The organism is Ramlibacter pinisoli (assembly GCF_009758015.1).
GTDB classification, from domain to species: Bacteria; Pseudomonadota; Gammaproteobacteria; order Burkholderiales; family Burkholderiaceae_C; genus Ramlibacter; species Ramlibacter pinisoli.
Genome location: NZ_WSEL01000003.1, coordinates 1241533 through 1262368 on the forward strand (window position 1 = coordinate 1241533; position 20836 = coordinate 1262368).

Annotated in this window: 24 protein-coding genes; 9 read left to right on the forward strand and 15 right to left on the reverse strand. The window is 70.9% G+C overall.

Annotated features, from left to right (window positions below; translation table 11 throughout):
• Positions 1–34 precede the first annotated feature (34 nt).
• Both GON04_RS07165 and GON04_RS07170 read left to right on the forward strand, forming a co-directional pair.
• Entirely contained in the window at positions 35–988 is a 954-nt protein-coding gene (locus tag GON04_RS07165) for a 2-hydroxyacid dehydrogenase (protein ID WP_157397242.1), read from the forward strand.
• Between the two features lie 52 nt (positions 989–1040).
• Positions 1041–2015, forward strand: a complete 975-nt coding sequence (locus tag GON04_RS07170) for a Bug family tripartite tricarboxylate transporter substrate binding protein (protein ID WP_157397243.1) — start codon at positions 1041–1043, stop codon at positions 2013–2015.
• A 13-nt stretch (positions 2016–2028) separates the two neighbouring features.
• Here GON04_RS07170 and GON04_RS07175 read toward each other — a convergent pair whose 3' ends face one another.
• Together GON04_RS07175 and GON04_RS07180 are read right to left on the reverse strand one after the other, a co-directional pair.
• Positions 2029–2994 carry a Bug family tripartite tricarboxylate transporter substrate binding protein gene (locus GON04_RS07175; protein ID WP_157397244.1) on the reverse strand — a complete coding sequence of 322 codons (966 nt, stop codon included), beginning with the start codon at positions 2992–2994 and terminating at the stop codon, positions 2029–2031.
• 36 nt (positions 2995–3030) lie between these two features.
• A complete protein-coding gene (locus GON04_RS07180; RefSeq protein WP_157397245.1) occupies positions 3031–4173 on the reverse strand; it encodes an L-talarate/galactarate dehydratase in 1143 nt (380 codons plus the stop codon).
• A 98-nt stretch (positions 4174–4271) separates the two neighbouring features.
• Between GON04_RS07180 and GON04_RS07185 the strand changes: the two genes are divergently transcribed.
• Positions 4272–5318, forward strand: a complete 1047-nt coding sequence (locus GON04_RS07185) for a LacI family DNA-binding transcriptional regulator (RefSeq protein WP_157397246.1) — start codon at positions 4272–4274, stop codon at positions 5316–5318.
• Between the two features lie 37 nt (positions 5319–5355).
• On the opposite strand, the gene GON04_RS07190 is transcribed toward GON04_RS07185, so the two are convergent.
• Positions 5356–5565, reverse strand: a complete 210-nt coding sequence (locus GON04_RS07190) for a hypothetical protein (RefSeq protein ID WP_157397247.1) — start codon at positions 5563–5565, stop codon at positions 5356–5358.
• Between the two features lie 142 nt (positions 5566–5707).
• On the opposite strand from GON04_RS07190, the gene GON04_RS07195 reads away from it, so the two are divergent.
• Complete coding sequence (locus GON04_RS07195) at positions 5708–6310, forward strand: DUF938 domain-containing protein (protein WP_157397248.1); 603 nt, start codon at positions 5708–5710, stop codon at positions 6308–6310.
• Positions 6311–6352: 42 nt separating this feature from the next.
• On the opposite strand, the gene GON04_RS07200 is transcribed toward GON04_RS07195, so the two are convergent.
• Together GON04_RS07200 and GON04_RS07205 are read right to left on the reverse strand one after the other, a co-directional pair.
• Positions 6353–7327 (reverse strand): Bug family tripartite tricarboxylate transporter substrate binding protein, encoded by a 975-nt coding sequence (locus GON04_RS07200; RefSeq protein ID WP_157397249.1) that lies wholly within the window; start codon positions 7325–7327, stop codon positions 6353–6355.
• 11 nt (positions 7328–7338) lie between these two features.
• Positions 7339–8349 carry a dihydrodipicolinate synthase family protein gene (locus GON04_RS07205; protein WP_157397250.1) on the reverse strand — a complete coding sequence of 337 codons (1011 nt, stop codon included), beginning with the start codon at positions 8347–8349 and terminating at the stop codon, positions 7339–7341.
• A gap of 227 nt (positions 8350–8576) precedes the next feature.
• Between GON04_RS07205 and GON04_RS07210 the strand changes: the two genes are divergently transcribed.
• Positions 8577–9536, forward strand: coding sequence for a LysR family transcriptional regulator (locus GON04_RS07210; RefSeq protein WP_157397251.1), 960 nt, complete (start codon positions 8577–8579; stop codon positions 9534–9536).
• 10 nt (positions 9537–9546) lie between these two features.
• On the opposite strand, the gene GON04_RS07215 is transcribed toward GON04_RS07210, so the two are convergent.
• Positions 9547–10470, reverse strand: coding sequence for a LysR family transcriptional regulator (locus GON04_RS07215; protein WP_157397252.1), 924 nt, complete (start codon positions 10468–10470; stop codon positions 9547–9549).
• Between the two features lie 73 nt (positions 10471–10543).
• Here GON04_RS07215 and GON04_RS07220 point away from each other — a divergent pair, with 73 nt between their 5' ends.
• Together GON04_RS07220 and GON04_RS07225 are read left to right on the forward strand one after the other, a co-directional pair.
• Positions 10544–11539, forward strand: a complete 996-nt coding sequence (locus GON04_RS07220; protein WP_420821525.1) for a tripartite tricarboxylate transporter substrate binding protein — start codon at positions 10544–10546, stop codon at positions 11537–11539.
• A gap of 8 nt (positions 11540–11547) precedes the next feature.
• Positions 11548–13161: an FAD-dependent monooxygenase gene (locus GON04_RS07225; protein WP_157397254.1), complete on the forward strand. Its 1614-nt coding sequence runs from the start codon at positions 11548–11550 to the stop codon at positions 13159–13161.
• Between the two features lie 17 nt (positions 13162–13178).
• Here the strand turns inward: GON04_RS07225 and GON04_RS07230 are convergent, their stop codons facing one another.
• The 4 genes from GON04_RS07230 to GON04_RS07245 form a co-directional block, all read right to left on the reverse strand.
• Complete coding sequence (locus tag GON04_RS07230; RefSeq protein ID WP_157397255.1) at positions 13179–13385, reverse strand: dodecin; 207 nt, start codon at positions 13383–13385, stop codon at positions 13179–13181.
• Positions 13386–13510: 125 nt separating this feature from the next.
• Positions 13511–13990 carry a VOC family protein gene (locus tag GON04_RS07235; RefSeq protein WP_181653930.1) on the reverse strand — a complete coding sequence of 160 codons (480 nt, stop codon included), beginning with the start codon at positions 13988–13990 and terminating at the stop codon, positions 13511–13513.
• Positions 13991–14035: 45 nt separating this feature from the next.
• Positions 14036–14365, reverse strand: coding sequence for an AzlD domain-containing protein (locus tag GON04_RS07240; protein WP_157397256.1), 330 nt, complete (start codon positions 14363–14365; stop codon positions 14036–14038).
• Positions 14362–15114 carry an AzlC family ABC transporter permease gene (locus GON04_RS07245; protein WP_338050911.1) on the reverse strand — a complete coding sequence of 251 codons (753 nt, stop codon included), beginning with the start codon at positions 15112–15114 and terminating at the stop codon, positions 14362–14364. Before GON04_RS07245 ends, GON04_RS07240 begins: the two co-directional genes overlap by 4 nt.
• A gap of 233 nt (positions 15115–15347) precedes the next feature.
• On the opposite strand from GON04_RS07245, the gene GON04_RS07250 reads away from it, so the two are divergent.
• Positions 15348–15803, forward strand: a complete 456-nt coding sequence (locus tag GON04_RS07250) for a carboxymuconolactone decarboxylase family protein (protein ID WP_157397257.1) — start codon at positions 15348–15350, stop codon at positions 15801–15803.
• Positions 15804–15815: 12 nt separating this feature from the next.
• Here the strand turns inward: GON04_RS07250 and GON04_RS07255 are convergent, their stop codons facing one another.
• A complete protein-coding gene (locus GON04_RS07255; protein ID WP_157397258.1) occupies positions 15816–16253 on the reverse strand; it encodes a DUF1810 domain-containing protein in 438 nt (145 codons plus the stop codon).
• A 22-nt stretch (positions 16254–16275) separates the two neighbouring features.
• Complete coding sequence (locus GON04_RS07260) at positions 16276–17232, reverse strand: LysR substrate-binding domain-containing protein (protein WP_157397259.1); 957 nt, start codon at positions 17230–17232, stop codon at positions 16276–16278.
• Positions 17233–17337: 105 nt separating this feature from the next.
• On the opposite strand from GON04_RS07260, the gene GON04_RS07265 reads away from it, so the two are divergent.
• A complete protein-coding gene (locus GON04_RS07265) occupies positions 17338–18504 on the forward strand; it encodes a mandelate racemase/muconate lactonizing enzyme family protein (protein ID WP_157397260.1) in 1167 nt (388 codons plus the stop codon).
• Between the two features lie 52 nt (positions 18505–18556).
• On the opposite strand, the gene GON04_RS07270 is transcribed toward GON04_RS07265, so the two are convergent.
• From GON04_RS07270 to GON04_RS07280, 3 genes are all read right to left on the reverse strand, one after another.
• Complete coding sequence (locus tag GON04_RS07270; protein WP_157397261.1) at positions 18557–18781, reverse strand: hypothetical protein; 225 nt, start codon at positions 18779–18781, stop codon at positions 18557–18559.
• Positions 18782–18891: 110 nt separating this feature from the next.
• Positions 18892–20172: an ATP-binding protein gene (locus GON04_RS27160; RefSeq protein ID WP_157397262.1), complete on the reverse strand. Its 1281-nt coding sequence runs from the start codon at positions 20170–20172 to the stop codon at positions 18892–18894.
• Entirely contained in the window at positions 20169–20822 is a 654-nt protein-coding gene (locus GON04_RS07280; protein WP_157397263.1) for a response regulator transcription factor, read from the reverse strand. The genes GON04_RS27160 and GON04_RS07280 overlap by 4 nt, the downstream gene beginning before the upstream one ends.
• Positions 20823–20836: the final 14 nt, after the last annotated feature.

Here is a 20836-nt window from a genome sequence, read left to right on the forward strand (position 1 = left end):
CAACTTCCCTCGCCTGCCCCGGATGAACCGACCGATGAAACACCAGGTCCTGCAACTCAACCCGATCCTGGTTCCCGCCATCAACGACGAGCTCGGATCGCTCTACACCGTGCACAAGGCGTTCGAGATGGCCGATCGCGAGGGCTGGCTGCGGAACCACGGCGCCTCCATCGAAGCCGTGGTCACCGGCGGGCACACCGGCATCGCGCGCGCGATGCTGGAGCAGTTGCCGGCCCTCAAGGTCGTCGCCGTCAACGGGGTCGGCACCGACGCCGTCGACCTGGCGTACTGCCGCGCCCGCGGCCTGCCGGTGACCGCCACGCTGGGCGCCCTCACCGAGGACGTGGCCGACCTGGCCATCGGCCTGCTGATCGCTGCCTGCCGCAACCTCTGCCCGGGCGACCGCTTCGTGCGCGACGGCCAGTGGGAACTGCATCCCCAGCCCAGCGCCCTGCCGCTCGCCCGCCGCTTCAGCGGCATGCGGGTGGGCATCGTCGGCATGGGTCGCGTGGGGCGCGCCGTGGCGACGCGGGCGGCAGCGTTCGGCTGCCCCATCAGCTACACCGACCTGCGCCGCATGGACGACGTGCCGCACCGGTTCGTGCCCGACCTGGTCGAGCTGGCGCGCGACGCCGACGCGCTGGTGCTGTGCGCGGCGGCGGACCGGGCCGAGCGCATCGTCGATGCGGCGGTGCTGGACGCTCTCGGCCCGCGCGGCTTCCTGGTCAACGTCGCGCGTGGCCGGCTGGTCGACGAGGCCGCGCTGGCGCAGGCGCTGGCCGCGGGCCGCATCGCCGGCGCCGGCCTGGACGTGTTCGTCGACGAGCCGCACGTGCCCGCGCCCCTGCGCCAGTCGGACCGCGTGGTCCTGCAGGCCCACCGCGCCAGCGCCACCTGGGAGACCCGCGCCGCCATGGGCCGGATGGTGCTCGACAGCCTCGCCCAGGCCCTGGCCGGCGCACGTCCGGCAGCGAGCCTGACCACCTGAGCGGCGCGCGGCGGTCACCGTCGGCAGTTACCCCATCACCCAAGGAGACACCATGCAACACCGATTCCTGTTCAAGATCCTGGCCGCCTCGGCCGCCCTGGCGCTGGCACCGGCCCTGGCCTCGGCCCAGGCGTACCCGAACCGCGCGATCCGCATCATCGTGCCGGCCCCGCCCGGCGGCGCCATCGACCTGATCGCCCGCGTCGTCGGCGACAAGCTGACGGCCTCCATGGGGCAGCCCGTGATCGTGGAGAACAAGCCCGGCGCCTCGAACAACCTCGGCACCGAGGTCCTGGCCAAGTCGGCGCCCGACGGCTACACCATCGGCATCGTGGGCGGCAGCCACAACACCAACAAGTTCCTGTTCAAGAGCCTGGGCTGGGACCCGGAGAAGAGCTTCGAGCCCATCGTCTACACCCATGTGGTGCCGCTCGTGTTCGCCATCTACCCGCAGATCCCCGCGAAGACCCTGCCGGAGTTCGTGGCCTGGATGAAGGCCAACCCGGACAAGGCCAAGGTCGCCACCTCCGGTCGCGGCAGCGCGCAGGAGATGGCGGCGGAGATGTTCCGCATGGCGGCCGGCACCGAGATGCTGCTGGTGCCGTACAAGGGGTCGTCGGCGGCGCACCCGGACCTGCTGGCCGGCCGCACCGCGCTCTACATCGACTCCATCAGCGCCATCCAGTCGCAGGTGAAGGCCGGCAACGCCCGCGCCATCGCGGTGTCGACCCTCAAGCGCACCGCGGCGCTGCCCGACGTGCCCACCGCGGACGAGCAGGGCCTCAAGGGTTACGACGCCAACACCAACGGCGGCTTCCTGGCGCCGGCGGGAACGCCGAAGGCGATCGTCAACAAGCTCAATGCCGAGATCAATGCGGCGCTGAAGCTGCCCGACGTGCGGGCCAAGCTGGAAGGCGCCGGCATCGAGATCCAGGGCGGCACGCCGCAGGACTACGCCGCCCTGATCAAGTCCGACCTCGCCAAGTGGGGCAAGGTGGTGAAGGACGCCGGCATTCCGGCGGAGTGAGCCGGCCGCCGGCTCAGTCGGCGGTGATCTTGCCGGTCTCGATCACCTTCTTCCAGCGCGCGAACTCGCTGGCCTGGTAGGCGGTGAACTGTTCGGGCGTGTTGCCGATGACCTCGAAGCCCAGGTCCAGCAGCGGCTGCCGCACCTGCGGGTCGTTGAGCACCGCGACGATGCCCGCGTGCAGCCTGGCCTTGATGTCGGCCGGCAGGCCCTTGGGCGCGGCGACCGCCTGCCACGAGTAGACGGTCACGCCCTTGAAGCCCAGCTCCTCCATGGTGGGCACGTCGGGCAGCAGCGGCGAGCGCTTCGTGCTGGTGATCGCCAGCGGGCGCAGCTTGCCGGCCTTCATGTTCGGCAGGCCGGTGTTGATGTTCATGAAGGTGGCATCGACCTGGCCGCCCAGCAGGTCCTGCATGGCCGGGGCACCGCCCTTGTACGGCACGTGCGTGCCCTTGGTGCCGGTTTCCTGCCAGAAGAGTTCGGCCGTCAGGTGGTCGCTCGTGCCGTTGCCGGCGGAGGCGAACGTCAGCTTGCCGGGGTTGGCGCGCAGGTGGGCCATCATGTCCTGGACCGACTTGAGCGGCGAGGACACCGGCACCGTCAGCACGTTCGGCGCCTGCACGGCGACGGTGATGTAGTCGAAGTCCTTCAGCGGGTCGTACTGCACGCCCTTGACCAGGTGCGGCCCGATGACGAAGGGCCCGAGCGACGACACGAGGATGGTGGACCCGTCCGGTGCGGCCCGCTTGGCAGCGGCCGCGCCCAGCGTGCCGCCGGCGCCGCCCGTGTTCTGGACCACGAACGTGCCGCCGCCCAGCTTCTCGGACAGCCGGGTGGACAGGGTGCGGGCGATTGTGTCGGTGGAGCCGCCGGGCGGGAACGGCACGAGGAAGTTCACGGTCTTGCCGGCGGGCCAGGCTTGCGCCTGCGCCCCCAGGGTGGCCGCCAGCAGGGCCGCGGCGATCATCAGTTTCTTCATGGTTGTTGTCTCCTGGTTGGTAGGGGGAAGGGTACGTCAGGCGCCGGCGCCGAACACGGCCTGCTCGCGCGTCCAGTGGCGCGCCTGCTCGCTCAGGGTCAGGCCCAGTCCCGGCCGGGTGGGCACCTGCATGCGGCCGCCGCGGATCTCGATGCGCTCGTTGAACAGCGGCTCGAGCCAGTCGAAGTGTTCCACCCAGCCCTCGCGCGGGTAGGCGGCGGCCAGGTGGATGTGCAGCTCCATCGCGAAGTGCGGCGCCAGCAGCAGGCCGGCCTGGTCGGCCTGGGCAGCCACCTTCAGGTAGGGCGTGATGCCGCCCACGCGCGGCGCATCGGGCATCAGGTAGTCGGCCGCCCGGTGGCGGATCAGGTCGCCGTGCTCGGCGGCGCTGGTCAGCATCTCGCCGGTGGCGATGGGCGTGTCGAACTGGCGGGCGAGTTCGGCGTGGCCCTCGTGGTCGTACGCGTCCAGCGGTTCCTCGATCCAGACCAGGTTGAAGGTCTCGAAGGTGCGGCACATGCGCTGCGCGGTCGGGCGGTTCCACTGCTGGTTGGCGTCGACCATCAGCGGGACGTCATCGCCCAGGTGCTGGCGCACGGCCTCGACGCGCCGCACGTCGAGCCGGCCATCCGGCTGCCCGACCTTGAGCTTGATGCCGCCGATGCCGCGCTCGATCGAGGCGGCGGCGTTGACGAGCAGCTGCTCGGTGGGCGTGTGCAGGAAGCCGCCCGAGGTGTTGTAGCAGGGGACCGAGTCGCGGTAGGCGCCCAGCAGCTTGGCCAGCGGGAGGCCGGCGCCGCGCGCCTTCATGTCCCACAGGGCGACGTCGAAGGCACCGATGGCCTGGGTGGCCAGGCCGCTGCGCCCGACCGAGGCGCCGGCCCAGCACAGCTTGTCCCACAGGCGCCCGATGTCGCTGGCGTCCTCGCCGATCAGCGCGGGCGCGATTTCGCGCGCGTGGGCGAACTGGCCGGGGCCGCCGGCACGCTTGGAGTAGCTCATGCCCAGGCCCTGCTGGCCGTCCTCGGTCTCGATTTCCGCGAACAGCATCGCCACTTCGGTCATCGGCTTCTGCCGGCCGGTGAGCACCTTCGCGTCGCTGATCGGTTGCGCGAGGGGCAGGTAGCAGGAGGACAGCCGGATGCGCGCGATGCGCCGGGCAGCAGGGTCGATGCTCATGATAACGTTGTCATTCCAGGTCTGAAAACGCGGGCGTGAGCCCGCTGCGAGACGCCATGCTATCGTTGTCAATCCCGCTGTCAACCCCGACACCTCCGATGGCCCGCTCCACTGCCTCCAAGGGCGTCACGCTCCACGACGTGGCCCGCGAAGCCGGTGTGTCCCTCATCACGGCGTCGCGCGCGCTCGGCAACCCGTCACTGGTCTCGAAGGCCACCATCGAGCGCGTGCAGGATGCGGTGGCCCGCACCGGCTACATCCCCAACCTGCTGGCCGGCGGCCTGAAGTCGCGGCGCAGCATGACCGTGGCGGGGCTCGTGCCCATCATCTCCGTGCCGCAGTTCCTGCCCACCGTCCAGGCGCTGACGGAGACGCTGGACGAGCACGGCTACCAGCTGATCCTCGGCCAGAGCGGCTACGACCATGCGCGCGAGGAGAAGCTGATCGCGGCGCTGATGGGCCGGCGCCCGGACGGCGTGGTCGTCACCGGGCTGGTGCACTCGGCGCGGGCCCGCGAGCAGCTGCGCAGCCTGGGCAGCCCGGTGGTGGAGACCTGGGACCTGAGCGAGCGGCCGATCGACATGGCCGTTGGCTTCTCGCACCTGAAGGTGGGCAGCGCCGTCGCCGGCTACTTCCTGGCCAAAGGCTGGAAGCGCCTGGCCGTGGCCACCGGCGACGACGGCCGCGCCCAGCAACGGCGCCAGGGCTTCCTGGCGGCGGTGGGCCGCGACGTGCCGACGGCGACGGTGCCCGCGCCCAGCAGCGTGGCGCTCGGCCGGCGCGCGCTGGCGCAGCTGCTGGAGCAGGATGCCGGCATCGAGGCCATCTACTGCAGCTCCGACGCCCTCGCCCAGGGCGTGCTGGTCGAGGCCGCGGCCCGCGGGCTGCGCATCCCGCAGGACCTGGCCGTATGCGGCTTCGGCGACGCCGATTTCTCGGCCCACCTGCAGCCGTCCTTGACGAGCGTGCACGTGGACGGCGCGGCGATCGGCCGCATCGCCGCGCAGCTGATCCTGGACCGCTGCAACGGCAGGGCCGTGCCCTCGCCGGTGGTGGACGTGGGCTTTCGCATCATCGAACGCGAATCGACGGCGACCACAGCCTCGACCACGGCCGCCCGACGGCGCCGGCGGTCCACGCCGTGACGCCATGGGCCGGCCACGCCGGCCCGCGTGCGGGCGCCTAGCGCGGACCTTCGCGCGAGCGCTGCGTCCTGCCGGCCCGCACGGGCACCGGCGCCTGCCCCCTGGCGTCGCGCAGTTCCTGCCGGCACTCGGCCAGGGCCTGGCCGATGAGCCGGGCCGATCGTGCGAACGGGCCGTGCTCCCGGACCGCGATCCGGTACATCTCTTCCAATTCCTGGGTCAGCGGTCGACTCTGGTGGCTTTGCATGGGGGTACTGCTCCTGCGGGCGCACGGTAGCCGGACCTCCCCTGGCGTGGCAAGCGCGGCCATAGGGCCGATGCTGGCCCGGGCGTGCAATTGGCACCTACAGTGGGACCCGGTCCCATCGCTTCGAGCCCCCCGTCCACCCATGCCAGACCTGCCCAACAGCCCAGCCGCCGACCGCAACAAGGAACCCATCCTCGCGCGGCTGCGATCCAGCCTCGACGAGCACGGCGCGGCCCTGGAGATCGCGGCAGGGACCGGCCAGCATGCCGCCTGGTTTGCCGCGGCCCTGCCCGGCTGGACCTGGCAGCCGACCGAGGCCGACCCGGCCATGCTGCCGTTGCTGGCCGAGCGGGTCGCGCAGGCGCGGCTGGCCAACCTGCTGCCACCCCGGCAGCTCGACGTGACGCAGCCCTGGCCGCCGTTCCCGGAGCCTTTCGATGCGATCTTCTGCGCCAACATGCTGCACATCGCGCCCTGGGACGCCTGCCCCGCCCTCATGGCCGGCGCCGGCGCCCACCTCGCGCCGGGCGGCGTGCTGGTCACCTACGGGCCCTACGTCGAGACCGGCGTGCCGACCGCACCCAGCAACCTCGCGTTCGACGAGAGCCTGCGGGCGCGCGACCCCGCCTGGGGCCTGCGGCAGCTGGACGACGTGGTGGCCGCGGCCGGCGGTGCCGGGCTCGCGCTGGCACAGCGGCATGCCATGCCGGCCAACAACCTGCTGCTGGTGTTCGGCGCCGCCTAGTGCGTCATCACGACTTCACGTCACGCCGAACAGGCGGACGACTCAGTCGATCTTGATCCCGACGTCCTTCACGATGTTGCGGTACTTCGCCACGTCGCGCGCGAGGATGCGTCCGAACTCGTCCACCGTGCGGCCGGCCGGCTCCTGGCCGAGGGTGACCAGGCGGGCCCGCAGATCCTCCTCGCCCAGCGCCTTGTTGACCGCCGCATTGAGGACCGTCACGACCTCGGCGGGCGTGCCGGCGGGCGCCAGGATGCCCAGGTTGCTGGACACGTCGACGTCGTGGACGCCGGCCTGGGCCATGCCGGGCACGCCGGCAATGAGTGGGGAGGGGCTGGCGCTGAGCACCGCGAGGGCGCGCAGCTTGCCGGAGCGGATGTGCGGGACCGCCCCGACGTCCGCGATCGTGAACTGCACTTCATTGCCCAGCAGCGCCGTGAGCGCCGGACCGACGCCCTTGTAGGGCACGTGCAGGAAGCTCACGCCCGCGGAGCGGGCCAGCATTTCGGTCGCCAGGTGCGGAGCGGCCCCGTTGCCGCTCGATGCGTAGGAGACGCGGCTCGGCTCGGCCTTCGCGGCCTGGACCAGGTCGGCCATGGTGCGGAACTTCGAGGCGGCGTTGACGACCACCACGAACGGCGACTGCGTCACCAGGGCCACCGGCGCGAACGACTTCACCGGGTCGTACTTGAGATTGCCGTACAGCGCAGCCGCGGAGCCGTGGGTGATCGTGCCCGTGATGTACAGCGTGTGGCCGTCGGCGGGGGCGCTGGCCACGTACGCGGCGGCGACAGTGGTGCCGGCACCCGGCTTGTTGTCGATCACCACCGGTTGGCCGAGGTCGCGGCCCAGCCGCTCGCCCAGCGCACGCGCCGCGACGTCGGTGGAGCCGCCCGGCGGGAAGGGAACGACCAGGCGGATGGGCCTGTTGGGGAAGCTGCTCTGCGCCTGCACGGGCAGCGCGCTGAAGGCCACCAGCAGGGTGGCCCCGAGGGTCAGGAGTCGGCGAGTGTTCATCGGTCGGGCATTCAATGGGCCGGCGGCGTGAGGTCCTTGCGCACGACCTCGATGCCGCTGGCGGACATCAGGCGCGCCAGTGCACGGATCTCTTCTTCGCGCGGCGACGGCATGGGCTTGCGCATCAGGGGGCTGTCGAGCAGGCCCCGCAGCCACGCAGCGATCTTGTACCGCACGTGCAGGCGGCCGGGCTCGGAGTAGACGTACTCGTGCAGGCGCGCCATGCCGGCGTTCCAGATCTCGCGCGCACCCACGAGGTCGTTGCGGCCGAAGGCCTCGATGTGCGCCAGCATGGGTTCCATCGCGTAGTTGAAGGAACCGCTGATCGCGCCGTCGAACTGCCAGCCCGACGCGAGGTAGTCGTGGAAGAAATGCGCGCTGGACGGCAGCACGGCCACCTCGGGCGCGTGCTCGCGCAGCGCACGGCCGATCAGGCGGGCGCCCTGGGGCGAATACGTCATCTTCCAGCCGACCACGTTGGGCACCTCGCGGCAGATCTTGAGCGTGGGTTCCAGCGGCAGGCCCAGGCCATACTGCGGGGTCACGTTCGCGATCGGGTGCGCGAAGATCGGCATGTCGACCGCGCGATCCTGGTCCTTGATCTGGTCGAGCCATACCTCGGGATAGCGGGTGGCATCCCACGCGACCGACACGTCCATCGAGCCGGCCGGCGGGATGACGAAGATGCCGTCGGCGCCGATCGCCTTGGCGTCCTGCGCGGTGACGATCACCTCGCGGGTCGTCCAGGCGAAGGTCCCGGCCAGCACCGGCAGCTTGCCGGCCGCCTCTTCCAGCACGATCTCCAGCACGCGGCGCTTCTCCTCGCGCGTCAGGTAGGAGATCTCGCCGGCCTCCGGGTTGGCGATCAGCCCGCCGACCGCGGCGAAGCGGCTCTGCACGTAGTAGCGCACCAGCCGGCGCAGGCCGTCCTCGTCGATGTCCTCGCCGTTCTTCAGCGGCAGCACCAGCGCCGTGTACAGCCGGTGGGACAGGCTCTTGCGATCCGGGTATCGGGAATTCATGGGATGGCGTCTTCTCTCGGTGTCGGTGGAGGAACCCTCGGCAGCCAGGCCGCTCGCCGCGCGCGGCGGCCGGTCGTGGGACGCCGGGCCGGGGCGGTTCCGAGTGCTTCCTGTGGGCAGGATGCGGGCTCTCGGAAGGGGATGCCTAGGGGACCGATCGATGCTAGGGTCCGAGCGAAAATATGTCCAATTTATCTTTGAAAACGCTCGATTAGGGCTGCTTATCGATGGTCACATTCCGCCAGTTCGAGGCCTTCCTCATGATCGCGGAGCTGGGCTCGTTCACCCGCGCCGCCAGGCACCTGCACATCTCGCAGCCGGGCCTGAGCCTCATGATCCGCGAGTTCGAGGCGCACTTCGGCAAGCGGCTGTTCGACAGGAGCTCGCGCTCGGTGCTGCTGACCGAATCCGGCCAGGACCTCCTGCCCTCGGCGCGGCGCATCGTGGACGAGTTCCAGACGGCCACCTCCCGGCTGCGGGACGCGGATTCCGCGAAGGCCCAGCGGTTGTCCGTCGCCTCGACCCCGCTGTTCTCGTCGGCCCTGATGCCGGCGGTCTACCAGCGCTTCCGGGACCGCAACCCGCAGGTGGAACTCAGGCTGGCCGTCATGTCGCGCGACGAGGTCGGGGACGCCGTGCGCCGGGGCGACCACGATTGCGGTGTCGGCATCTTCAGCGGCAAGGCGCTGGACCTGCAGCGCGATCCGCTGTTCCACTTCGGCTTCATCCTGCTCACGCCCAGCACGAGCAGCTACCGGCGCGAGACCCAGCCGCGCTGGGTGTCCTGGGAATCCATCCCGAAGGCGCCTTACGTCGAGCTGCCATGGGACAGCGGCATCCAGCAGGTCATCAACCGGCGCAAGGCTGACGCCGGCGTCCCGGGCCAGCCCCCTGCGCAGGTCATGGATCACCTCGAGACCATCATCGGGATGACGGCGGCGGGCGCCGGCCCGTCCATCCTGCCGTCCTTCGTGCTGGCCGCCTGCGGCGGCTTCAACGTCCGGGTGAGCCGCATCCGCGATGTCCAGCCATCGGCCCTGGCCTTTCATGCCGTCACGGCCCGCGGCCGCGGCAAGCACCCGCTGCTGCCATCCTTCCTCGAAGCCCTCCGGTCGCTGGTGGCCGAGCAGCCGTGGGCCTCCTGGTGGGAGAGCGTGCAGGCCGCGTCGACCGGCGCTCGCCGCTGACGCCCGGCCGCTAGCCGGGAAGCCGCGCGGCCGCCTGCTTCAGCGCAGCGGCGAATTCCTGCGCGGCCGGCTTCGGCTGCGTGCCGCGCCGTGTCACCAGGTACAGCTCGAGGTGGACCACGGGGTCGCGCAGCATGGTCACGCCCAGCCCCTGGCGCACGCACTCCTCGACGGCGAACGACGGGATGACCGCATGGCCGCGGCCGGCGCGGACCATGGCGATGATGGTGCCGATCAGGTTCATCCGGGGACGCTCCTCGGGTGACTGCCCGATCCGGGCCAGTTCCTTCTCGATGAGGGCCTGGATCGGGTTGTCCGCCGGCAGGCTGACCAGCGGCAGCCCCAGGAGACTGCTCCACGGCAGGCCGGACCGGCGGCCGGCAGGGCCTTCGCCCGGCGGGCTGATGCGCATCAGCCGGAACTTGCACAACGGCTGGCGCAGCAGCCCCACCGCCGGCTTGACGAAGAACCCCAGGCCGATGTCGGCCTCGCCCTGCAGCGCCCGTTGGCGCACCACGCTGACGTCGACGTCCGCCAGCGCGATCTGCACATGGGGATGCGACTCGCCGAACGCACGGATGACGTCCGGCAACAGGCTGGCCGACACCATCGGCGTGGCGGCGACGTCCAGGCGGGAGCGCACCGCCGCGTCGGTCCCGCCCAGCGCCGCCTGCACGCCGCGCAGTTCGCCGACGACCTTTTCGGCGATGGGTTGCAACCGGCGCCCTGCATCGGTCAGCGTCACCGATCGCGTGGTGCGATCGAACAGGCGCGCGCCGACCTGCTCCTCGAGCTCCTTGACCAGCATGCTCATCCCCGACGGCGACAGGTGGACCTGCTCGGCAGCCCTGGCGAAGCTCTGCAGGCGGATCACCTCGAGGAAGGCGAGCAATTGCCGGCTGCTCACATTGATCAATCTTTCTGACGGATTCATCAGAATGTTCCGTTTGATTCAAGTCAATCAACCGGCTTCAATTGTCGGTTACCCGTCAACCAGGACACGAGACATGAGCATGGACACCCTGTCCCCGCCCTCCTCCTTGCGCCGCCGGCACCTCGTGCTGGGCGGCCTGGCCGCGGCCGCGGCCCCCTGGGCCAGCGCCCAGGGTTCGAGCGATACCCCGGTGCGCCTCATCGTGCCGTTCACGCCCGGCACCGGCATCGACCTGATCGCGCGCCAGATCGGCCCGGCGCTGTCGGACCGCCTCAAGCGCCCGTTCTTCGTGGAAAACAAGGCCGGTGCCTCCGGCAACATCGGCACGCAGGAAGTCACCCGCGCGACGCCCGACGGCACCACCCTGCTCGTGAGCGTCAACACGCTCGTGATGAACATGGCCCTGTACCCGAAGGCGGGCTTCGACCCGCTCAAGGACCTGGCGCCGGTCAGCCTGACCAGCTGGGGGCAGCTGCTGCTGGTGGCCAACCCGGGCACGGGCATCGACTCGCTCAAGGGCCTGGTCGAGCGTGCCAAGGCCAAGCCCGGTGCACTCAACTATGGCTCACCCGGTGCCGGCACGCCGCACCACCTGGCCATGGAACTCCTGAAGAACCGGGCCAAGGTGTCCCTGACCCACATCAGCTACCGGGGCACCGCGCCCGCGGTGACCGACCTGCTGGGCGGCCAGATCGACGTGATGTTCCTGCCGATCCACGTGGCCCTGCAGCACGTCAAGGCCGGCAAGCTCAAGGCGCTGGCCATCAGCTCCACGAAGTCCAGCCCCCTGCTGCCCGACGTGCCGCCGCTGAACAGCCTCAACCTGGGCGACATGAACGTCGACATGTGGTACGGCGTGCTGGCCCCGGCCGGCACGCCGCAGCCATTCATCGAGCGGCTGAACACGGAACTGCGCGACATCCTGGCGCTGCCGGCCGTGGCCAAGGCGTTCGAAACCCAGGGCATGACGCCGGCCCACAGCACGCCCGACCAGTTCCGCCAGGTGATGGTGGCGGACGCCAAGCGCTGGGCCGACCTGATCAAGGCACAGAAGATCACCGCGGAGTAAACGACAGCATGAGCACGGAACAAACGAGTCACGGCGCGCACGACGCCGAAGTGGTGATCGTCGGCGGCGGTCCGGTGGGCATGGGGCTGGCGATCGAGCTGGGCCAGCGGGGCATCCGCACCATCGTGGTGGAGCGCTATCCGCAGCCGCAGCCCATTCCGAAGGGCCAGAACCTGACCCAGCGGACCATGGAGCACTTCCACTTCTGGGGCATCGAGAAGGAACTGCGGGCCGCCCGCACCATCCCGCCCGAGTACGGTATCGGCGGGTTGACCGCCTACGGCACCCTGCTGGGCTCGCACGTCTACGACTGGCTGCAGCGCGACCTGGTCCAGCAGTACTACTTCACGGCCAACGAACGGCTGCCGCAGTACGCCACCGAGGCGGTGCTGCGCAAGCGCGTCGCCGAACTGCCCTCCGTGCAGACGCTGTATGGCTGGGACGCCCAGGGCGTGGCGCAGGACGCCGGGGGCGTGTCGGTCACGATCACCGATCGTGCTGGCAGCCGCCGCGAACTGCGCGCCGCCTACGTGGTCGGCTGCGACGGCGCCCGTTCGCTGGTGCGCGAGCAGGCTGGCTTCACGCAGACGCGCACCGACCATGACCGCATGATGGTCCTGCTCGTGTTCCGCTCGCGCGAACTGCACCAGCTGCTGGCGCGCTACCCCGGCAAGTCCTACTACAACGTGCTGCAGCCCGAGCTCAAGGGCTACTGGAAATTCTTCGGCCGCGTCGACCTGGGCAACACCTGGTTCTTCCATGCGCCGGTCCCGCCGGGCACGACGAAGGAGAACTTCGACTTCGCTGCCTACCTGCACGAGGCCGTGGGCGCGCCGTTCGACGTCGAGTTCGAGCACATCGGGTTCTGGGACCTGCGCTTCATGCTGGCGGATTCGTACCGCCAGGGCCGTGCCTTCATCGCCGGCGACGCCGCACACAGCCACCCGCCCTATGGCGGCTACGGCGTGAACTCGGGCCTGGAGGATGCGCGCAACCTGGGCTGGAAGCTGGCCGCGGCGCTACGCGGCTGGGGCGGCGAGCGGCTGCTGGACTCCTACGACGCCGAGCGGCGCCCGGTGTTCCAGTCCACCATCCGCGACTTCATCGCCAAGTCGATCGAGACCGACAAGCAGTTCCTCGAGACATTCGACCCGGGCCGCGACCGCGCCGCCTTCGAGCAGGCGTGGGGAGCGCGCGCCCAGGGCGCGGTGGGCGAAGTCCATGCCTTCGAGCCACACTACGAAGGCTCTCCGGTGGTGGGCGGTGCGCCCGGCGCGGTGAGCAGCGCCCAGGGCTCGCACCGCTTCGAGGCCCGGGCCGGCCACCACCTGGCGCCGGCCAGGCTGGTCTCGGGACGCAACGTGTTCGAGGCGCTGGGCCCGGGCTACACCCTGCTGGCCCTCGGGGCCGGGCCAGGCACCCTGCAGGCGTTCAACGACGCCGCCCGCGAGCTGTCGCTGCCACTGACCATCGTGGAAGAACCGGCAGCCGGCGAGACGGCGCGGTACGAGGCCAGCCTCGTGCTCGTGCGGCCGGACCAGTTCGTGGCCTGGACGGTGCGGCAGCCGCAGGTCGCGCCGCAGGAAGCGCTGCGCCTGCTGCGCCTCGTCCGCGGCTCCTAGCGCCCGCCGGCGCGCGCTCACTCGAGCGTGAAGCCGGCCTTGACCGTCACCTGCCAGTGGGCGACCTTGCCGTCCTGGATGTGGCCGCGCGTCTCCACGACTTCGAACCACTGCAGGTTGCGCACGGTCTCGCTGGCCTTGGCGATGGCCTTGTTGACGGCATCCTCGATGCCGGTGGGCGAGGATCCGGTGAGTTCGAGCATCTTGTAGACGTGGCTGGACATGGCGTCTCCTGGCGAGGGCCGCTCGCGCCAGCCCGGCCGTCATGGCGGGTGGCGAACGGAAGTTCCAGTATGGGCGTGCGCGCCGCGATGCGGGCGTCCGCACGGCGGGCGGCTGCCGATGAGCGTCAGCCGCGCCGGGCCGCCTCGATCGCGGCGATGTCGATCTTGCCCATCTCCATCATCGCCTCGAAGGCGCGCCTGGCGGCGGCGGGGTCGGGATCGGTGATCGCGGCGATGAGGGCGCGCGGCGTGATCTGCCACGACAGGCCCCACTTGTCCTTGCACCAGCCGCAGGCGCTTTCCTGGCCGCCGTTGCCCACGACCGCATTCCACAGGCGGTCGGTCTCGGCCTGGTCGTCGGTGGCGACCTGGAACGAGAACGCCTCGTTGTGCTGGAACGCCGGGCCGCCGTTGAGGCCGAGGCACGGGATGCCGATCACGGTGAACTCGACCGTGAGCACATCGCCCTGCTTGCCCGACGGGTAGTCGGCGGGGGCGCGATGGACGGCGCCGACCGCGCTGTCCGGGAACGTCCGGGCATAGAACTGCGCGGCTTCCAGGGCGGTGCCGTCGTACCAGAGGCAGATCGTGTTCCTGGCGATCACGGGGCTTCTCCCAGTCGTGGCGGGAGGTGCATCCTACGCCCGCCCCTACCAGCCCAGCCCGAACCGCAATGCCAGCATGACGCCTGTGCCGCAGACGATGGTGCCGAACAGGCTGGGGCGCCAGCTGTAGAACAGCAGGCCCGCCACGGCGCCGAAGATGCGCGGATCACGCCAGGTGTCGATCAGGTGGCCCTGCGTCAGCACCAGTTCCGGCGCCACGACGGCGGCCAGGGCGGCGGTGGGCGCATAGCGCAACCCCTCGTGCAGCCAGCGCGGCATGGGAAGGTCGTCCTTGGGCAGCAGGAAGAACGAGCGGCACAGCAGCGTGACCACGGCCATGCCGACCGTCGTGAGGAAGAGCTCGAAAGCACTCATGGCTTGCCTCGCGCGCGCCGGGCCTGCGCATGGTCGGCGAGCACGCCGACCGCAACGGCCGCCGCGATGGCAACCAGGATGTTCAGCTTCAGGGGCAGTGCATAGGCCGCGATGGCGGCGCTGCCGGCCACCACCGCCGCCACCCATGTCGAGGGCTTGCGCAGCTGCGTGCAGGTCAACGCCAGCAGGGCCATCGTGCCGGCAAAGGCCAGGCCCCACGACGTCGGGATGCCGCTGCCGGCGACGATGCCGGTGATGATGGACAGCTGCCAGACGCCGAACGTCACCAGGGAGCTGCCCAGGAAGTACTCCTCGTGGTCGCGGCCGCGTGCGGGTTCGGGGAAGCGCCGGATGAACAGGGCGAAGCCCGTGTCGCCCATCAGGAAGCTGAAGGCGATGCGCTGCCGGCGCGGCAGGTGCATGAAGTAGGGGCGGAAGTGGAAACTGAAGGCCACGAAGCGCAGGCTGACGCACAGCGTGGTGGCCCACACCACCCACATCGGCGCGCCGGACATGATCAGCGGCAGGGCCGCGATCTGGGCCGAGCCGGCATACACGACGATGGACATGAAGATGGCGAGCGGCACGCCCATCCCGGTCTTGGCCATCGCCACCCCCGCCACCAGCCCCCAGGCGGCGATGCCGATCGCCATCGGGATCGCCTCGGCCGCCCCCTCCCGGAACAGGGGACGCCGGGCGGTGGCCAGCGCCTGCGCATGGATCGACTCGAGACCGGACTTCAGAGACACGCTTCCCCTCGCGGCAAGCGGGGATTGTCTCGCGGGACGGACCGGCTCGCTGTCAGGGACCTGTAGTGTCTGACGGCCTGGCGGCGGACGTGGGGCGGACGCGGCCAGGTCGCCCGTTGAACGGCACGCATGGCGCCCTTGCAGATTCATCAGTTCCCCTGCTGCCAGGGTTCCTCCAAGATCGCCCCCCGGCCCCTTGCGGGCCCGTCCGATCACCCCAGGAGAAGTCCCCCATGAGCAAGCGCCTCGACTACAACCAGATCGCCCCGACCGGCGTCAAGGCCCTCGGCAGCCTGTACGGCTACGTCGCCCAGAGCAGGCTGCCGGCCGTCCTGGTCGACCTGGTGTACCTGCGTGTCTCGCAGATCAACAACTGCGCCTACTGCCTGGACATGCACACGCGCGACCTGCTGGAGAAGGGCGAGTCCACCGAGCGGCTGGCGCTGCTGCAGGCGTGGCGGGAAGCGGGACCTCTCTTCGACGACAGGGAGCGCGCCGCGCTGGCCTGGGCGGAGTCGGTGACACGGGTGGCCGAGACCGGCATTCCCGATCGCGACTACGACGCGGCCCGTGCCGTGTTCGACGAGCGCGACCTGGTCGACCTCACCCTGGCCATCGGCCTGATGAACACCTACAACCGGCTGGCGATCGGATTCCGCAACACGCCGCAGGCGCTCGTCGGGCGCTAGGCGTGCGCACCCTCACGACGCCGTCGACAGGTACTGCAGCGTGAGGGGGTCTTCGGCTCCGCCGAAGTACTGGGCGAGGCAGTCGGTGAAGACCTGCTCGTGCGCGGCCGCCCTGGCGAACAGCGTCAGGCTGGAGCGCAGCTTCATCGCGTCGATGCTGCCGAACACCTCTTGCGCATCGCGGGTCGCCAGGCCCGACAGCAGGCGGCAGGCCTCCAGCAGGCGCGGGCCCAGGACGGGGTCGGCCAGGTAGCTCCTCGCCTCGGCCAGGCCGGAGAGGCCATAGAACCTGGCGGTGGCGCTGCGCCCCAGCACCGTCAGCTGGGGGAAGATGAACCACATCCAGTGGGTGGTCTTGTGGCCCTGCGCCAGTTCGACGCGGACGGCCTCCCACACCGGCTCCTGCGCGCTGCGAAAGCGCTCCAGATCGAAGGGGTCTGCCCCGGCCATGATGCTCGTCCTTTCCCGGCGGTCAGCCCACGGATGCGACCGGACCCGCCGCCGCGCGGGTGCCCAGGCCGCCGCCCTGGATCGCGGCCTCCCAGAATGCCTGCGCCGCGCGGCCGACGGCGTCGCGCTGGCGGTACAGGCGGATCTCCAGGTCGATGCTCCAGCCGGCGTCGGCCGCGGCCACGAGCCGGCCGGCGGCGAGGTCGTCCTCCACCAGGGTGCGTGGCAGCCAGGCGATGCCGCGGCCGTCCAGCGCCATGGAGCGCAGCACCGAGGCGAGGTGGGCGGTGAAGACGGCCTGGCAGGCCAGCGCATCCAGCCGGCGGCCGAGCACCGAGCGGACCACCCGCCCCATGCCCGACTCGTCGGTGTATGCGAGCAGCGGCACGCCCCCCGGCGCCGGCTTCGTTCCCAGGCGATGCAGCGGCCGGCCGCCGGCGGCCGGCCTGGACACCGGGACCAGTTGGTCGGCGCCGATGCCGGCATGCAGGAAGGCCCCGGCATCGAGCGCGCCCTGCGCCCTGGCGTGGGCATGGGCCAGGACGAAGTGGACCTTGCCTTCCTGCATCTGCGCCTCGCACCGGGCGAGCACGTCGGAGGTCAGTTCGACCGGGCCCAGCACCAGCGTCGATTCGAGGCTGCGCAGCCACCGCGGCAGGAAGGTGAACGACAGGGCATGCGTGCTGGCGATGCGCAGGGTGCCGGCGCTGGCCTCGGCCACCTGCTGGGCCTCGCCCGGCAACCGAGCCGCCCTTTCCACCAGGTCGCGCGCCACGCCCAGCAACCACTCGCCCACCTCGGTCAACCGGGCCGGTTGCGTGCTGCGGTCCACCAGCGGCGCGCCGATCCATTCCTCCAGGGCGCGCACGCGGCGGCTGAAGGCCGGCTGCGAACTGTGCCGGTCCTGCGCCGCGCGCGAGAAGTTGCCCGTGGCGGCCAGCGCCAGGAAGTCCTCGAGCCAGGTGAAGTTGAAGTTCATGGGCGGTTCGTGCGGTGCATGGAAGCAGCCAAAACGAGCATTGGCCCCGGTGCGGGCAAACGGCGACCATGCAGGCCCCTGAACCCTCTGACACGCCAGCCCGCCATGAAGATTGTCGACATCCGTGAAAAGACCGTGCCCATCAGTTCGTCGATCCGCAACGCCTACATCGACTTTAGCAAGATGAACCTCAGCCTCGTGGCCGTCGTCACCGACGTGATCCGCAACGGCAAGCCGGTGATCGGCTACGGCTTCAACTCCAACGGCCGCTACGGCCAGGGCAGCATGATGCGCGACCGCTTCATCCCGCGCATCCTCGAAGCCGACCCCGCCTCGCTGGTCGACGCCACCGGCGACAACCTGGATCCGCACAAGATCTGGGCCACGATGTTCACGAACGAGAAACCGGGCGGCCATGGCGAGCGCTCGGTGGCCATCGGCACGATGGACATGGCCATCTGGGACGCGGTGGCCAAGATCGAAGGCAAGCCGCTGTTCCAGCTGCTGGCCGACCGCTACGGTGATGGCAAGCCCAACCGCAAGATCTTCGTCTACGCCGCCGGCGGCTACTACTACCCCGGCCAGGACGACAGGAAGCTGCAGGACGAGATGCGCAGCTACATCGACCGCGGCTACACGGTGGTGAAGAAGAAGATCGGCGGCGCCTCGCTGGACGAGGACCTGCGCCGCATCGACGCCATCATGGAAGTGCTGCAGGACGGCCAGAAGCTGTGCGTGGACGCCAACGGCCGCTTCGACCTGGACACCGCCATCGCCTACGCCAAGGCCCTGTCGCAGTACGACCTGTTCTGGTACGAGGAGCCGGGCGACCCGCTCGACTTCGAGCTGCAGGCGACGCTGCGCAACTACTACAAGAACCCGATGGCCACGGGCGAGGACCTGTTCTCCATGCAGGATGCGCGCAACCTGATCCGCTACGGCGGCATGCGCCCGGACCGCGACTGGCTGCAGTTCGACTGCGCCCTGAGCTACGGCCTGGTGGAGTACCTGCGCACGCTGGAGATGCTCAAGGAGCATGGCTGGTCGGCCAGCCGCTGCATCCCGCACGGCGGCCACCAGATGTCGCTGAACATCGCGGCCGGCCTGGGGCTGGGCGGCAACGAGTCCTACCCGGACCTGTTCCAGCCGTTCGGCGGCTTCCCCGACGGCGTGAAGGTGGAGAACAGCTACGTCACGCTGCCGGACCTGCCCGGCATCGGCTTCGAAGGCAAGGCCGACCTGTTCCGCGAAATGCGCGCCCTCGCCTCCTGAGCCTGCGGCAAGCCAGGCGCTCGCGACCCGGGGCGCCGGCCTGGGCCGGCCGCTACACCTCGGCGGGAACGCGGTTGGCGAGCAAGCGGCGGACCGCTTCGACGTCGCGCGCCACGAACGCCACCAGGGAGTCCAGATCGTCCAGGTCGGCCGGCAGCGTGCGGGAGCCGCCGCGGTTCACGGTCTCCAGGTAGACCATGGCCAGCCGGCGCTGCTCGTCCAGCAGCACCAGGAAACTCTGCACGAGACTGCGCGTGTGGGTGTCGTGTTCAGGCATCGTCGGCTCCTCTGGCGCCTGTCGGGCGGCTGGGGGGCACTATGCGCCGGCAGTCTGAAGAACTCCTGAAGACCATTCCGGCCGCCGGCCCCGGCCGGTGCGGGCCCGGCTCAGGCGGCCGGCAACGACAGTTCGATGCCGAAGCCCGGCCCGGCCGGCGGCAGCAGCACCAGGCTGCCGCCATGGGCGGCCACCACCCGGCTGGCCAGCATCAGCCCCAGGCCCAGGCCCTGGGAGAAGTCCTGGCTGCGGAGCGCCGTCTCCAGCCGCCCGCGCGTCGCCTCGTCGACACCGGGGCCGTCGTCCACCAGGCGCAGCAGCGCCCGGCCGCGGTCGCGGAACAGCGTGGCGGTCACGGCGGTCGCGCCGTGGCGCACCGAGTTGTCCAGCAGGTTGAGCAGCGCGGCGGCGAGCAGGTCCGGGTCGGCCCGCGCCACGCACACGCCCCGCACCTCGACCGCCAGGCCGGCCACCGGCAGGTCGTGCAGCAGGGCGCCCAGGTCGATCGGCTGCAAGGCGGGCTCGGTGCCGCTGCGGAACAGGGTGAGCAGCGCGCTCACCACCCGGGCCAGGCGGTCGGCGGCCTCGCGCGCGCGGCCGATGCGGGCCGCGGCCGCCGGTTCGCTGTCGCGCTGGGCCAGCGCGAGCTGCGCACCGAGGCCGGCCAGCGGCGTGCGCAGCGCATGGGCCGCATGCGCACTGAAGGCGCGCTCGCTGGCCACCATCCGTGCGAGCCGCTCGCCCAGGCCGACGATCGCATTGCGCAGGGGCACCAGCTCCTGGCGGCTGGCCGCCGGCAGCGCGCCCGCATCGGCCAGCGGCTGGTAGGCGGCGACGTCGCGCGACAGCTGCACCAGGGGCTGCAGCTCGGCGCGCACGCGCCGGCGCAGCAGGATGGCGCACGCCAGGCCGACCAGCAGCGCGCTGGCCGCCGTCACCAGGCCGGCCTCGAACTTGATCTGTCGCCGCGCCTCCTGCGGCTGGGCGACCATCACGATCGGGCCCGCCTTGCCGAACGGGATGCGGTAGACATGCCACAGCGGCCCCGGGTCGGTCCAGTGGCCGCTGCCGGCCGGCGCCAGCGCCTGCGGCGGGGCGCGATGCGAGCGCCAGGCCACGCGCCCCTGGGCGTCGACCAGCTGCCAGACCAGGCGCTCGTCGTGCGGAGGCGCCTGCAGCGAGCCGCCGGTGCCGTTGGCGAACCGGTCCTCGTTGGCGCGCAGCAGCCCGTACAGGATCTCGGCCGACTCCTGCAGCGCGTCGTCCAGCACGCTGTCGATCTGCCAGCGCACCACCCCCCAGACCACTCCAAAGACCGCCAGCGACCACGCCAGCGACACCAGCAGCACGACCCGCGACAGCCGGTGGCCGATGGAGTTGGACGGCCTCACGGACCCACCCGGTAGCCGACGCCGCGCACCGTCTCGATCGCGTCGGCGCCCAGCTTGCGGCGCAGGTGCGAGACATGCACCTCGACCGAGTTGCTGGACACCTCGCCGTCGAAGCCCAGCATCAGGGCCTCGAGGTCGCCCCGGGTGACCACCCGGCCGGGCCGCGCGACCAGCGCCTCCAGCACCTGCCACTCGCGCGGCGTGACCGCCACCTCGCGGCCACGGCGCGACACGCTGCGCGCGGCCAGGTCGACGTCGGCATCCCCAACCCGCACCCGGGCCGAGGCGGCGCCGGCGCTGCGCCGCTGCGTGACGCGCAGGCGGGCCGCCAGTTCCTCGGGTGCAAATGGCTTGACCAGGTAGTCGTCGGCACCGCCATCCAGCCCGCGGATGCGGTCGGACAGCAGGTCGCGGGCGGTGAGCATCAGCACCGGCAGCGCGAAACCCCGCGCGCGCAGGCCGCGCACCCAGTCCAGGCCCGAGCCGTCGGGCAGCTGCCAGTCGACCAGCAGCACGTCGTACGGCTCGCCGGCCAGGACCGGCAGGTCGCGCAGGCGCTGGAACCAGTCGACCACGTGGCCTTCGCCGCGCAGGAACTCGGCCAGGCCGTCGCCCAGGATGGCGTCGTCTTCGAGCAGCAGCAGTCGCATGTCCTGCCACCTTA